Origin of the sequence: Microbacterium sp. SL62, assembly GCF_026672635.1 — a bacterium.
In the GTDB taxonomy this organism is placed as follows: domain Bacteria; phylum Actinomycetota; class Actinomycetes; order Actinomycetales; family Microbacteriaceae; genus Microbacterium; species Microbacterium testaceum_A.
In genome coordinates, this window is sequence record NZ_JAPPRM010000001.1 from 1,010,011 (window position 1) to 1,024,001 (window position 13,991).

9 protein-coding genes are annotated in these 13,991 nt (G+C 69.3%); 8 read left to right on the forward strand and 1 reads right to left on the reverse strand.

Annotation, left to right across the window (positions count from 1 at the left end):
- Positions 1-17: 17 nt before the first annotated feature.
- The 5 genes from pxpA to OVA26_RS04730 all read left to right on the forward strand — a co-directional run bounded on the left by pxpA (position 18) and on the right by OVA26_RS04730 (position 10,867).
- Complete coding sequence (gene pxpA, locus OVA26_RS04710; RefSeq protein ID WP_268103239.1) at positions 18-770, forward strand: 5-oxoprolinase subunit PxpA; 753 nt, start codon at positions 18-20, stop codon at positions 768-770.
- Entirely contained in the window at positions 764-2,371 is a 1,608-nt protein-coding gene (locus tag OVA26_RS04715; protein ID WP_268103240.1) for an urea amidolyase family protein, read from the forward strand. The genes pxpA and OVA26_RS04715 overlap by 7 nt, the downstream gene beginning before the upstream one ends.
- A gap of 272 nt (positions 2,372-2,643) precedes the next feature.
- Positions 2,644-6,153 (forward strand): DNA-directed RNA polymerase subunit beta, encoded by a 3,510-nt coding sequence (rpoB, locus tag OVA26_RS04720; RefSeq protein ID WP_268103241.1) that lies wholly within the window; start codon positions 2,644-2,646, stop codon positions 6,151-6,153.
- 56 nt (positions 6,154-6,209) lie between these two features.
- On the forward strand, positions 6,210-10,085 hold the full coding sequence (gene rpoC, locus OVA26_RS04725; protein ID WP_056226200.1) for a DNA-directed RNA polymerase subunit beta': 3,876 nt from the start codon (positions 6,210-6,212) through the stop codon (positions 10,083-10,085).
- A gap of 182 nt (positions 10,086-10,267) precedes the next feature.
- Positions 10,268-10,867, forward strand: coding sequence for a hypothetical protein (locus OVA26_RS04730; RefSeq protein ID WP_268103242.1), 600 nt, complete (start codon positions 10,268-10,270; stop codon positions 10,865-10,867).
- Positions 10,868-10,888: 21 nt separating this feature from the next.
- Here the strand turns inward: OVA26_RS04730 and OVA26_RS04735 are convergent, their stop codons facing one another.
- The gene (locus OVA26_RS04735) at positions 10,889-11,476 is read right to left on the reverse strand and encodes a hypothetical protein (RefSeq protein ID WP_268103243.1); all 588 of its coding nucleotides are present in this window, start codon (positions 11,474-11,476) and stop codon (positions 10,889-10,891) included.
- Between the two features lie 119 nt (positions 11,477-11,595).
- Between OVA26_RS04735 and OVA26_RS04740 the strand changes: the two genes are divergently transcribed.
- The 3 genes from OVA26_RS04740 (at position 11,596) to OVA26_RS04750 (ending at position 13,902) form a co-directional block, all read left to right on the forward strand.
- Positions 11,596-12,678, forward strand: a complete 1,083-nt coding sequence (locus tag OVA26_RS04740; RefSeq protein WP_268103244.1) for an ABC transporter — start codon at positions 11,596-11,598, stop codon at positions 12,676-12,678.
- 10 nt (positions 12,679-12,688) lie between these two features.
- A complete protein-coding gene (locus tag OVA26_RS04745) occupies positions 12,689-13,171 on the forward strand; it encodes a hypothetical protein (RefSeq protein ID WP_268103245.1) in 483 nt (160 codons plus the stop codon).
- 68 nt (positions 13,172-13,239) lie between these two features.
- Complete coding sequence (locus OVA26_RS04750) at positions 13,240-13,902, forward strand: hypothetical protein (RefSeq protein ID WP_056226214.1); 663 nt, start codon at positions 13,240-13,242, stop codon at positions 13,900-13,902.
- Positions 13,903-13,991 lie beyond the last annotated feature (89 nt).

Here is a 13,991-nt window from a genome sequence, read left to right on the forward strand (position 1 = left end):
GGCGGTACCGTGGCCGCATGCGGGTGGATCTCAACGCCGACCTGGGCGAGACCGTCGACGGAGTGCCGACGGCCGACGACGACGCCATGTTCGCGGTGATCTCCAGCGCCAGCATCGCCTGCGGCGGGCACGCGGGGGATGCCGGCGCCATGCGCGCCTCCGTCGAGAGGGCGGGGCGCTTCGGGGTCGCCGTCGGCGCACACCCCTCGTACGAGGACCGCGAGAATTTCGGCCGCGTGCCCCGCTCGCCCGGCTCCGCCGATCTCCGCGCGAGTGTGATCGGGCAGATCGCCGCGCTCGCCGCGGCCGGTGCCGACCTGCGGTACGTCAAGCCGCACGGCGCGCTCTATCACGCGGTCACCGTCGACCGACGGCAGGCCGACGCGGTCGTCGCGGCGGTGGCCGACCACTCCGCGCGGCTCGGACGCGCGCTCCCGATCCTCGGCCTTCCCGGCGCGATCGCCCAGGCCGCGGCATCCGCGGGTCTTCCCTTCGTGCCCGAGGCCTTCCTCGACCGCGGGTACACGGCGACGGCGACGCTCGTGCCCCGGGGGTCTCCCGGCGCGCTCGTCGACGACCCGGCCCTCGTGGCCGAGCGGGCGGTGCTCCTCGTACGCGACCGAAAGGTCGAGGCCGTCGACGGGACGCGGCTCGCCGTCGAGGCCGCTTCGCTGTGCCTGCACGGGGACACTCCCGCCGCCGTGGCGATGGCGCGGGCCGTGCGCGCGGCCCTGGACGACGCGGGTGTCGAGGTGCGCGCTCCGTGGTGACGCTGCGGGCGATGGGCGAGAGGGCCGTGCTGGCCGAGGTCGCCGATCTGTCCGCGGTCGTGCGGTTGCACGCCGCGCTCGCCGCGGATCCGCTCGACGGCGTCGACGATCTCGTGCCCGCCGCGCGCACCGTGCTCATCGCCTTCGATCCGCTGCGCACCTCGGCGTCCGCGGTCGCCGCGTGGGTCCGGGCGGCCGCGACCGGGGATCCGGATGCCGCCCGACCCGGCCCCCTCGTCGAGATCGCGACGCGGTACGACGGCGCCGACCTGGACGACACGGCCGAGCTGCTCGGCATCCGAGCGGACGAACTCATCGCGCGCCACCGCGCCGCGGAGTGGATGGTGGCCTTCACCGGCTTCGCGCCGGGTTTCGCCTATCTCGTGAGTGCGGACTGGCCGTTCGACGTCCCTCGACTCGACCGACCCCGCCTTCGCGTCCCCGCCGGAGCCGTGGGTCTCGCGGGGGCGTTCAGCGGGGCCTACCCCCGTGACACCCCGGGCGGCTGGCGGCTCATCGGGTCGACGGATGCGGTCCTCTTCGACCCCGAGGCCGTCGACCCCGTCCTCTTGGCGCCTGGCAGCCGCGTGCGGTTCGTCCCGATTCGCGAGCGCGCGCACATCGTCGGGCCGCCGGAGCCCGACAGCACGACGCCGACGAGCGGACGACCGGATGCCGCGGCCCCGCCGTTTCCCGCCGGTTCCTCGCCCGGCGGGGCGCGTTCCTCGACCGCCGGGGCGGCGCCCGGCCCGGTGCTCCGCATCCTCGCCCCCGGTCCGCTGGTCACGGTGCAGGACCTCGGCCGACCCGGCCGAGCGGCGCTGGGGGTGGCCCGCTCGGGCGCCCTGGATCGCGGCGCCCTGCGCATCGCGAACCGTCTGGTCGGAAACGACGAGAGCGCGGCGGCCCTCGAGATCACGCTCGGCGCCTTCTCGGCGCGGGCCGAAAGCGACTGCTGGATTGCGGTGACCGGTGCCCTCGCCGACGTGCGCGTCGACGGGCGCGGTGTCCCCGCTTACGCGCCGGTCCGGCTCGCGAGGGGCGCGGAGCTGACGATCGACCCCGCACGCGCGGGCCTGCGGCTGATCCTCGCCGTCCGCGGGGGAGTGGCCGCCGAGTCCGTGCTCGGCTCCCGCTCCACCGACGTTCTCGCGCGACTCGGCCCTCCACCCCTCCGTGCCGGCGACCTCGTGCACGCGGGATTCGCGACCGGGGAGGTGCCCGCGGTGGACGGGTTCCCCTGGTCGATTCCCACAGCCGTGCTCGAGGTGGGGCTCCGGCCGGGGCCGCGGGCGGACTGGTTCACCCCCGCCTCCGTCGATGCGCTGACCGATGCGTCCTGGACCGTGTCGACCGACATCGACCGCATCGGCGTCCGTCTCGACGGTCCGGTCCTCGAGCGCACCCGGCACGACGAGCTCCCCAGCGAGGGCATGCGTCCGGGAGCGCTGCAGGTTCCTCCGCACGGGCGCCCGGTGATCCTGCTCGCCGACGGTCCTGTGACCGGGGGCTATCCCGTGATAGGGGTGATCCCGGATGCCGCCCTCGACGCTCTCGCACAGGTGCGGCCGGGTGACCGGGTGCGGTTTCGCCGGGCCTGACGGGGCGGGAGCGAGGAATGCCGGGCGAGCGCACGCGGTTATACCGCAGGTCCGAGAACGCGTCAAGAATTGGACTGGACACGGCGAGTCCTCCCGCGTATGCTTGGACTTTGCGCTCCTCGATTCCCCCTGCCCTCATATGGTGGTCGGCTGAGCCTGCCCGTCCCCGCTTCACCGCGGTGTGCGACGTGCAGGTTATCGGGGCAGGAACGCACTCCACCTGACGACAAGGAATCACGAGCCCCTCGCCCGGGCTTCTGGAGGTTATTCCCTTGGCTGCTGCGAGCAACGCATCCACCACCACCACCCCGAAGAGCGGACGCGGCGCATCTCGCCTCTCGTTCGCGAAGATCTCCGACAAGCTGACCGTTCCCGATCTGCTCGCGCTGCAGACCGAGTCGTTCGACTGGCTCGTCGGTAACGAAGCATGGAAGGCGCGCGTCGCCGAGGCTCAGGCCGCCGGTCGCACCGACGTCCCCGAGATCAGCGGACTCGAGGAGATCTTCGAGGAGATCTTCGAGGAGATCTCGCCGATCGAGGACCTGAGCGAGACCATGCAGCTCTCGTTCACGAACCCCTACCTCGAGCCGGAGAAGTACTCGATCGAGGAATGCAAGGAGCGCGGCAAGACCTACGCCGCCCCGCTGTACGTCGAGGCCGAGTTCATGAACCACCAGACCGGTGAGATCAAGACCCAGACGGTCTTCATGGGCGACTTCCCGCTCCAGACCAACAAGGGCACGTTCATCATCAACGGCACCGAGCGTGTCGTCGTGTCGCAGCTCGTGCGTTCGCCCGGTGTCTACTTCGACAAGACGCCCGACAAGACCTCCGACAAGGACATCGTGTCGGCGCGCGTCATTCCCTCGCGTGGTGCCTGGCTCGAGTTCGAGATCGACAAGCGCGACCAGGTCGGCGTGCGCATCGACCGCAAGCGCAAGCAGTCGGTCACTGTCTTCCTCAAGGCCCTCGGCCTGACCAGCGAGGACATCCTCGCCGAGTTCTCCGGGTTCGACTCCATCGAAGAGACGCTGTCCAAGGACACGATCCTCACGAAGGAAGACGCCCTCCGCGACATCTACCGCAAGCTCCGTCCGGGCGAGCAGGTCGCCGCCGAGGCTGCGCGCGCGCTGCTGGACAACTTCTACTTCAACTCGAAGCGCTACGACCTCGCGAAGGTGGGTCGCTACAAGATCAACCAGAAGCTCGGTCTCGACAAGCCGCTGAGCGACTCGGTCCTGACCGTCGACGACATCGTCGCCACGATCAAGTACCTCGTCCGCCTGCACCGCGGTGACGTCACGTTCGACGGCGTCCGTGGTGGCCAGCCCGCCGAGATCCGCCTCGACACCGACGACATCGACAACTTCGGCAACCGTCGTATCCGCGCCGTCGGCGAGCTCATCCAGAACCAGGTCCGCACCGGTCTGTCGCGCATGGAGCGCGTCGTCCGCGAGCGCATGACCACCCAGGACATCGAGGCGATCACGCCGCAGACCCTGATCAACGTGCGCCCCGTCGTCGCGGCGATCAAGGAGTTCTTCGGAACCTCGCAGCTGTCGCAGTTCATGGACCAGAACAACCCGCTCGCGGGTCTGACCCACAAGCGCCGCCTGTCGGCTCTGGGTCCCGGCGGTCTCTCGCGTGAGCGTGCCGGCGTCGAGGTCCGCGACGTCCACCCCTCGCACTACGGCCGCATGTGCCCCATCGAGACGCCTGAAGGCCCCAACATCGGTCTGATCGGCTCGCTGGCCTCGTTCGCCCGTATCAACGCCTTCGGTTTCATCGAGACCCCGTACCGTCGCGTCGTCGACGGCCGGGTGACCGACCAGATCGACTACCTCACCGCCAGCGAAGAGAGCGACCACATCGTCGCTCAGGCCGGTGTCGCCCTCCAGGCAGACGGACACTTCGTCGAGGATCGCATCCTCGCCCGTCGTGGCCAGGGTGGCGAGGTCGACCTCTTCCCGAACGACGAGATCGGCTACATGGACGTCTCGCCGCGCCAGATGGTGTCGGTGGCGACCTCGCTCATCCCGTTCCTCGAGCACGACGACGCCAACCGCGCCCTCATGGGTGCGAACATGCAGCGCCAGGCCGTGCCGCTCGTGCGCAGCGAGTCGCCCGTCGTCGGTACCGGTATGGAGGGCTTCGCGGCCATCGACGCCGGTGACGTCGTGACGGCTGAGAAGTCGGGCGTCGTCCTGGAGGTCTCGGCCGACGTCGTGACCATCCAGCTCGACGAGGGCGGCACGCAGGACTACTTCCTGCGCAAGTTCGACCGCTCCAACCAGGGCACGTCCTACAACCAGCGCGTGGTCGTCTCGGCCGGCGAGCGCATCGAGGCCGGCGAGGTCATCGCCGACGGTCCCGCGACCGAGAACGGCGAGCTCGCGCTCGGCAAGAACCTCCTCGTGGCGTTCATGACCTGGGAAGGTCACAACTTCGAGGACGCGATCATCCTCAGCCAGGACCTCGTGAAGGACGACACGCTGTCGTCGATCCACATCGAGGAGTACGAGGTCGACGCGCGCGACACGAAGCTCGGCAAGGAGGAGATCACCCGTGACCTCCCCAACGTCAGCCCCGATCTGCTGAAGGACCTCGACGACCGCGGCATCATCCGCATCGGCGCCGAGGTCCGCCCCGGTGACATCCTCGTCGGCAAGGTCACGCCCAAGGGCGAGACCGAGCTGAGCGCCGAGGAGCGTCTGCTCCGCGCGATCTTCAACGAGAAGAGCCGCGAAGTCCGTGACACCTCGCTGAAGGTGCCCCACGGCGAGCAGGGCACGATCATCGCCGTCAAGGAGTTCAACGCCGAAGACGGAGACGACGAGCTCGGCTCGGGCGTCAACCGCCGCGTCGTGGTCTACATCGCCCAGAAGCGCAAGATCACCGAGGGCGACAAGCTCGCCGGTCGCCACGGCAACAAGGGCGTCATCGCCAAGATCCTCCCGATCGAGGACATGCCCTTCCTGCCCGACGGCACGCCGGTCGACATCATCCTCAACCCGCTCGGCATCCCCGGTCGAATGAACTTCGGTCAGGTCCTCGAGCTCCACCTCGGCTGGATCGCCCAGCAGGGTTGGAAGGTCGAGGGCACCCCCGAGTGGGCCGCCCAGCTGCCCGAGTCGGCTCGCGAGGCCGCCCCCGGCACGAAGGTCGCCACCCCGGTGTTCGACGGCGCCTTCGAGGCCGAGATCGCGGGTCTGCTCGACTCGACGATCCCCAACCGCGACGGCGACCGCATGGTCGACTCCACGGGTAAGACGCTGCTGTTCGACGGTCGCTCCGGCGAGCCGTTCCCGGCGCCCATCTCGGTCGGCTACATGTACATCCTGAAGCTGCACCACCTCGTCGACGACAAGATCCACGCGCGTTCGACGGGCCCGTACTCGATGATCACCCAGCAGCCGCTCGGTGGTAAGGCGCAGTTCGGTGGTCAGCGCTTCGGTGAGATGGAAGTGTGGGCGCTCGAGGCCTACGGTGCCGCTTACGCGCTGCAGGAGCTCCTCACGATCAAGTCCGACGACATCCTCGGCCGCGTCAAGGTGTACGAGGCCATCGTCAAGGGCGAGAACATCCAGGAGCCCGGCATCCCCGAGTCCTTCAAGGTGCTCATGAAGGAGATGCAGTCGCTCTGCCTGAACGTCGAGGTTCTCTCGGCCGACGGCACCGCGGTGAACCTGCGCGACACGGATGACGACGCCTTCCGCGCTGCGGAAGAACTCGGCATCAACATCTCCAGCCGCTTCGAGTCCTCGTCGATCGACGAGATCTGAGCTTCCAGCTCAGCGACCCAGCTCAGATTTCAGAGAATTCCGACACAGGAGAACCAGTGCTCGAATCAACCACTTTCGATCAGATCCGTATCGGTCTGGCCACCGCCGACGACATCCGTCGTTGGTCCTTCGGTGAGGTCAAGAAGCCCGAGACGATCAACTACCGCACGCTGAAGCCCGAGAAGGACGGACTCTTCGGCGAGCAGATCTTCGGACCCTCCCGCGACTGGGAGTGCGCCTGCGGCAAGTACAAGCGCGTGCGCTTCAAGGGCATCGTCTGCGAACGCTGCGGCGTCGAGGTCACCAAGTCCTCGGTCCGTCGCGAGCGCATGGGCCACATCGAGCTCGCCGCGCCCGTCACGCACATCTGGTACTTCAAGGGCGTGCCCTCGCGCCTCGGCTACCTGCTCGACATGGCGCCGAAGGACCTCGAGAAGGTCATCTACTTCGCCGCCTACATGGTGATCTCGGTCGACGAGGATGCTCGTCACCGTGACCTGGCCACGCAGGAGAACAACATCCGCCTCGAGCTGAAGACGCTCGGCGACCGTCGCGACGCCCGCGTCGCGGCCCGCCTCGCCAAGCTCGAGGAGGAGCTCGCCGCCCTCGAGGCGGAGGGCGCCAAGGCCGACCAGAAGAAGAAGGTCAAGGACGCCGCCGAGAAGGACATGACGGCGGCCCGCAAGAACGCCGACGAGCAGATCGCCAAGCTCGAGCGCGTGTGGGAGGACTTCCGCACGCTCGAGGTGGGCGCCCTGAAGCCCGAGGACGACGTGTTCCACGAGCTGCAGGACCGCTTCGGTCAGTACTTCGAGGCCCACATGGGCGCGGAGTCGATCAAGCGTCGCCTCGAGGCCTTCGACCTGCAGGCCGAGGCCGACAGCCTCCACCTGCAGATCTCCGAGGGCAAGGGCCAGCGCAAAATCCGCGCGATCAAGCGCCTCAAGGTCGTCAACTCGTTCCTGCAGACCGGCATGAGCCCGGCCTCGATGGTGCTGGATGTCGTCCCGGTGATCCCGCCGGAGCTTCGTCCCATGGTCCAGCTCGACGGTGGCCGCTTCGCGACCTCCGACCTGAACGACCTCTACCGTCGCGTGATCAACCGCAACAACCGCCTCCGTCGCCTGATCGACCTCGGTGCCCCCGAGATCATCGTCAACAACGAGAAGCGCATGCTGCAGGAGGCCGTTGACGCGCTGTTCGACAACGGCCGCCGTGGTCGCCCCGTCACCGGTACCGGCAACCGCGCCCTGAAGTCCCTGAGCGACATGCTCAAGGGAAAGCAGGGTCGCTTCCGCCAGAACCTGCTCGGAAAGCGCGTGGACTACTCGGGCCGTTCCGTCATCATCGTCGGACCCCAGCTCAAGCTCCACCAGTGCGGTCTGCCCAAGCAGATGGCGCTCGAGCTGTTCAAGCCGTTCGTCATCAAGCGCCTGATCGACCTCGGTCACTCGCAGAACATCAAGGCCGCCAAGCGCGCCGTCGAGCGCTACCGTCCCGAGGTCTGGGACGTGCTCGAGGAGATCATCCGCGAGCGCCCCGTGCTGCTGAACCGTGCACCCACCCTGCACCGTCTCGGCATCCAGGCGTTCGAGCCCCAGCTCGTCGAGGGCAAGGCGATCCAGCTGCACCCGCTCGTGTGCGCGGCGTTCAACGCCGACTTCGACGGTGACCAGATGGCCGTCCACCTGCCCCTGTCGGTCGAGGCCCAGGCCGAGGCGCGCGTGCTGATGCTCGCCTCGAACAACATCCTGAAGCCGTCGGACGGTCGCCCGGTGACCCTGCCCTCGCAGGACATGATCATCGGTCTGCACCACCTCACCACCCTCAAGGAGGGTGCGAAGGGCGAAGGCCGCGCGTTCGGTTCCGTGGGCGAGGCGATCCTGGCCAAGGACGAGGGCACCCTCGACCTGCAGGCCAAGGCGCGCATCCGCATCCCCGGCCTGACGTTCCTCGAGGGCCAGGCGCCCGAGGGTTACGACGTGCACGGTCTCGTCGACGCCTCGCTCGGACAGGCGATCTTCAACGACACGCTCCCCAAGGGCTACCCGTTCGTTCGCGAGCAGGCCGACAAGGGCAAGCTGTCGCAGATCGTCAACAAGCTGGCGGAGGAGTACCCCAAGGTCGAGGTCGCAGCATCGCTCGACCGGATCAAGGACGCCGGCTTCTACTGGGCCACCCGTTCGGGTGTCACGGTGGCGCTGAGCGACATCCTCACCCCGCCGAACAAGGCCGAGATCGTCGCGGGCTACGAGAAGCAGGCCGCGAAGGTCCAGGGCCAGTACGAGAAGGGTCTCACCACCGACGCCGAGCGTCGTCAGGAGCTCATCAAGATCTGGACCGAGGCCACCGACGAGGTCCAGAAGGCGATGCGGGACAACTTCCCCGCCGACAACACCATCAACCGCATGGTCTCGTCGGGCGCCCGTGGTAACTGGCTGCAGATCCGCAACATCGCGGGTATGCGAGGCCTGGTGAACAACCCCAAGGGTGAGATCATCCCGCGTCCGATCATCTCCTCGTACCGCGAGGGTCTGTCGGTCGCCGAGTACTTCATCGCGACGCACGGTGCCCGTAAGGGTCTGGCCGACACGGCCCTCCGTACGGCCGACTCGGGGTACCTCACCCGTCGTCTGGTCGACGTCTCGCAGGATGTCATCATCCGCGAGGAGGACTGCGGCACGTCGAAGGGCCTCGAGCTCCCGATCGCCGCGGCCGACTCGACCGGTTCGCTGGTCAAGGATGCCAACGTCGAGAACTCGGTGTTCGCTCGTACGCTCGCCACGGCGGTCGTCGACGCGCAGGGCACCGTGCTGGCCGAGGCCGGCGACGACGTGGGCGACGTGCTCATCGACAAGCTGGTTGCGGGTGGTGTCGAGACCATCAAGGTCCGCTCCGTCCTGACCTGCGACTCGGCGGTCGGTGTCTGCGCGAAGTGCTACGGCCGTTCGCTCGCCACCGGCAAGATCGTCGACATCGGCGAGGCCGTCGGCATCATCGCGGCCCAGTCGATCGGTGAGCCCGGTACCCAGCTGACGATGCGTACCTTCCACACCGGTGGTTCCGCCTCGGCGGACGACATCACGCAGGGTCTTCCCCGTGTGCAGGAGCTCTTCGAGGCCCGTACCCCCAAGGGTGCGTCGCCGATCGCCGAGGCCGACGGCCGCATCACGATCGACGAGACCGACAAGGCCAAGAAGGTCATCCTGACGCCCGACAACGGCGACGAGCCGGTGGTCTACCCCGTCCTGAAGCGCGCGACGCTCTTGGTCGAGGACGGCCAGCACGTCTCGGTCGGCGAGCCCCTCCAGGTCGGAACGCTCGACCCCAAGGAGGTCATGCGCGTGCAGGGTGCCCGCGAGGTGCAGAAGTACCTCGTCAACGGCGTCCAGGGCGTGTACCGCTCGCAGGGTGTGCCGATCCACGACAAGCACATCGAGGTCATCGTCCGACAGATGCTCCGCAAGGTCACCGTCGTCGATCACGCCGACACCGATCTGCTGCCCGGTGAGCTGGTGGACTTCAAGCGCTACCAGACCATCAACCGCGAGGCGGTCGGCGAGGGCAAGCGTCCCGCGTCGGGTCGTCCCGAGCTGATGGGTATCACGAAGGCGTCGCTCGCGACCGAGTCGTGGCTGTCGGCGGCATCGTTCCAGGAGACCACCCGCGTCCTGACGCAGGCGGCCATGGAGGGCAAGAGCGACCCGCTCGTCGGCCTCAAGGAGAACGTCATCATCGGAAAGCTCATCCCCGCCGGAACCGGACTTGCGAAGTACCGCAACGTCACGGTCGAGGCGACGGAAGAGGCGAAGAGCGAGCGGTACCCCAACCGCATCTTCGCTTCGGACGGGGCGTACAGCGACGCCGACCTGAGCTACGTCGACTTCGACAGCTTCTCGACGGACGACTTCACGCCCGGCACATACAACTGATCGAGGCTCGGGAGGGCGGGTCGCCCGTCCTCCCGAACTCGACGGGAGGGATGCCACGCCCCGGCGCGGCATCCTGATCCCCGAAGGCCCCCGGCTCACGCCGGGGGCCTTCGTCGTGCTCGCGGCGTGTCGAGGCGCGGGGGAGGCACCTCGGTGCGCCTACCGTTGTGGTGGAGGAACGCATGGCCCGCATCGGGGGACGCAGCTTGTGGCTGGCATGGCCGGCGGGTCTGCTGTGCGCGGCCGCCGTCGCCGCTCTGGTGGTCATCGCCACCCCCGGCGTGCCGATGGCCGTGGGATTCGTGGGCGACACGCTGAGGGCCGCCACGGGGCGGCACGCGGCGGTCGAGGCCGCCCCTCCCGCGCCGGCTTCGGACTGCCGGCACCTGTACTCGCAACCGCTGTGGTCCTCCCTCGTGTGGTCTCCGCAGGCGTTGCTCTCCCAGCGGCGTACCGCGCCGGCGTCGACGCCCGAGGCGGTCGCCGCCGCCGCTCCGACGGTCGTGATCACCTGCCACTGGCGGGGCGAAGCCGGGCGTTCGATCGAGACGACCGTCTCGACGGTGACGCCCGAGGGGGCCGCAACCGTCTCGACCACGCTCGCCGCACAGGGTTTCGCGTGCTCGGTCGCGGCCGACACCACCCACTGCGAACGCGCCTCGGGCGAGCTCCTCGAGGTCCACGATCTGCGTGCCGACCGGTGGGTGTCGTCGACGCTCTCCGGGTGGGTGCCCGACGGGTACGCCGCGATCGTGGCATCCCACGCCTTCTTCGGCGAGTGACGGTGCAGCCCCCTCGCGGGGTCAGCCGGCGAAGACGGAGGCGATGATGCTGCCGGTGTATCCCGTGGGGGCGAGGTTCGAGTACTGCGTGTCGATCAACACGCCGTCGCGCCAGTAGAGCGTACGACCGTCGTTGACGGGGTAGGTCGGGTTGATCCAGGTCTTCTCGCAGCGCGTCCCCGCGTCGGGGGTGTAGCAGCTGAAGCCCTGGGTGTCGACGAGACCGTTCAGCATGTCGAGCGCGGGGCCGCGGTCCATGCGCGAGATGTGCGTGACGAGGCCTGTGGTGTCCGCCGCCGGATCGCGCCAGATGCAGATCAGCGAGCCGTCGGACTGCACGCCCGAGGGCCCGAGCGCGGGGTCGTTCAACGGAGTTTGGCCGAGCTGAGCCAGGACGTCGGCCGAGAGCATCGAGCGGCAGTCGGCCGGGATGCGGACGGCCGATGCCGTCTGGGTGATCGTCGGGATGGGGGTCGGGCTGGACGACACGACCGGTGCCGCGGGGGTAGGCGCGGCGTCGTCTGCGGCGGGGGCGCACGCGCTCAGCGCGAGGAGGGTGGCGCCGGCGAGAGCCGCTGCGACGGCCGGACGGAGCAGGCGACGGGACATGGGAACACCCTAAGCCGCCCTACCGACACGGTCGAGAAGGACATCCCACGGCACGCCTGCACGGCGCCGCGGGATACCCGGGTTAGCCTTGCGCCGCAAGCACCGCGTGAGGAGACCCCATGAGCGACAACACGTCGGGCGGCGACCCCGTCGCTGAACCGAAGGCTTCGTACGGCGACCCCGTCGTCGAGCCGAAGGACGAAGCGCAGGATGTCGTCGGCCGAGCCCACGAGGGTCTCGCCGATGCCGAGGCCGCCCGCCGCGACGCGGTCGACCCCGCGGCGGCCGAAGCCGCGTGGGACGATCGTGAGGCGCACGAGCACGCCGCCTCCGCTCCGACGACGCCCCGCAGCGAGCACGCGGCTCCCGTCGTGCACGATGCGTCGCCGGTGGCCCCGCAGGGGTCCACGGCGTCCTCCGGGTCGGTCGACCTCGAGGACGAAGACGCTCGCTGGGCCGCTTACGCCGCCTCCGCGGAGCCGGCGCGCGACGACGTCCGCCGCGACGACGTCCGTCACGACGACACGACCGCGACGTCGCGCTACGACGACGTGAGCACGACGGCGTACCCCGCCGCCGGTGCCGCCGCCGCCGCTCCCGTCGCCGAAGAGCCCACCCGCACGGTGGGCGGGGCGCAGCCGATCTTCGTGCAGGCGCCCGAAGCCCCTCGTCCCCGCAACAACCGGGGTGCGGCCGGTGCCATCGGCCTTCTCGCCGCTCTGGTCTTCGCGGTGCTGTATCTCGCCGCGACTCTCGGCCTGGGGCTGCTGACCGGCCGCACCGCCACCGCCGACCTCGGTCAGGCGGCCCTCTCGGCCCTGACCACGTGGGACCTGTGGGTGCCCACCGTGGCGTTCTACTTCGGGTTCTGGTTCCTCGGCGCCCTGATCAACCGCGGGCGCTGGGGTCACTGGGTGGTCTGGGGTCTCGTCGTCGGTGTCGTGGCCTGGGCCGGGCACCTGCTCGGCGCCCTCTTCGCCGCGCCGTTCTGGGAGATCACCCCCCGCCAGTCGGTCGAACTGCTCCAGAACAACGTCCTCGCCCCGCTCGCGATCGTCGCCTTCGTCCTCGGTCGCGAACTCACCATCTGGTTCGGCTCGTGGGTGTCGGCACGCGGTCGCCGCGTGACCGAGATCAACGCCGAAGCCCAGCGCGAGTACGAGCGCACCCTCGAGGCCGGTCCGCAGCTCTCGCAGCGCTGAGCCGGAGCCGATGACCAACGAACAGCGACCGGCGGGGGTTTCCCCGCCGGTCGCTGTCGTCTTCGCGTCCGTCGTCTTCATCGCCCTCTCGATCGGCGGCCTCGGGGTGACGAGCCTCGTCGTCGATGCCGATGTCATCCCCGTCCGCGGTCTCGGCGCGATCCCCGGCATCATCGGTCAGGTGCTGGCCCTCGCGGGATTCGCGGCGACGCTGTGGTGGGGCCTTCGGGCCGATCCGCCCGGCTGGTTGACCGCCGTCCCGTGCGCGATCGCGGCCTATCTGGGCGAAGTGCTCGGGGTCGTGCTCGGCGCTCTCGTCAGCGGGGCCGATCCGGTTCGCGGCGTCGCCGCGGCGCAAAGCGTCGCGCTGGGATTCCCCGGTCCGGTGGTGGCCGGTGCGGCTGTGCTCGCGGGACTCTTCGGCATCCTGCTCGTGCGGGCTCGCACGACGGGCCCGCGCTGGCGCTGGGAAGACGAGGACGAGAGCCCGTGATGCGACCCGTGACGCGCGGGTCCGCCCGCATCCGCGTGTTCCCGGGCGTGTCGGGCTAGCGTAGGGGCGTGGAGCGGTCGCTCGAGAGCCAGGTCGGTCAGGCGGTGGACGCCTGGCTCCGTTGGCTGCCCCGGTGGGAGCCCGCGAACCACCGCGGACGTGTCGCTCCGTGCCGTCGGTGCTTCGGCTCGCCGGTCCTGTCGGCCGCAGGCCTCGGGTCCGATGTCCCGCACGGGGTACAGCATGGCCTGTCGACGCGGGTGAAGGCGATCGTCGATCATGCGGTCGCCGAGTACACGTCCCGCAACCTCCCGATGCTGCAGGCCGAGCTCGACCAGCAGGCCGAACGCAACCGACGACGTTCCTACCGCCCGGCCGAGGGACTCGAACCCGAGTTCGACGGGATGCCGCTCGACCCCGACCCCGAGCCCGGATCGCCCTTCCTCTTCACCCTGTCGGGCCTCGCGGCCGAAGAGGATGCGGCCATCCCCGCTCTTCCCCCGCTGTCGGATGCCGCGAAGGCGGCGCTGCGACAAGAGGTGGGCCTCGCCGACGATTACGCCAACATGATCGGCCGCGAAGTGTGCACGATCCTGCTCCATCACCGCCTCCGGATCCAGGCGGCGGTGGCGGAATTCGTCGAGCCGCAGATCGCCGCGCTGCTGGACGACCTCACCCGCTCGCTCGATGCGCCGTTCGATCCGCGCGACGTGGAGCCTCCGGCATCCTGAAGCTCTGTTCACAAGGGCACGGCGGGAGGCCGCGCTTTTGTTAGCATCAACGGGTTGTCCGCTTATCGAGTCGCGGACGCGTCTCAGGG

Bases quoted from the DNA above. Each gene is read 5' to 3' on its own strand.
- pxpA (WP_268103239.1), top strand. From the start codon at position 18: ATGCGGGTGGATCTCAACGCCGACCTGGGCGAGACCGTCGACGGAGTG.
- OVA26_RS04730 (WP_268103242.1), top strand. From the start codon at position 10,268: ATGGCCCGCATCGGGGGACGCAGCTTGTGGCTGGCATGGCCGGCGGGT.
- OVA26_RS04735 (WP_268103243.1), bottom strand. From the start codon at position 11,476: ATGTCCCGTCGCCTGCTCCGTCCGGCCGTCGCAGCGGCTCTCGCCGGC.
- OVA26_RS04740 (WP_268103244.1), top strand. From the start codon at position 11,596: ATGAGCGACAACACGTCGGGCGGCGACCCCGTCGCTGAACCGAAGGCT.
- OVA26_RS04745 (WP_268103245.1), top strand. From the start codon at position 12,689: ATGACCAACGAACAGCGACCGGCGGGGGTTTCCCCGCCGGTCGCTGTC.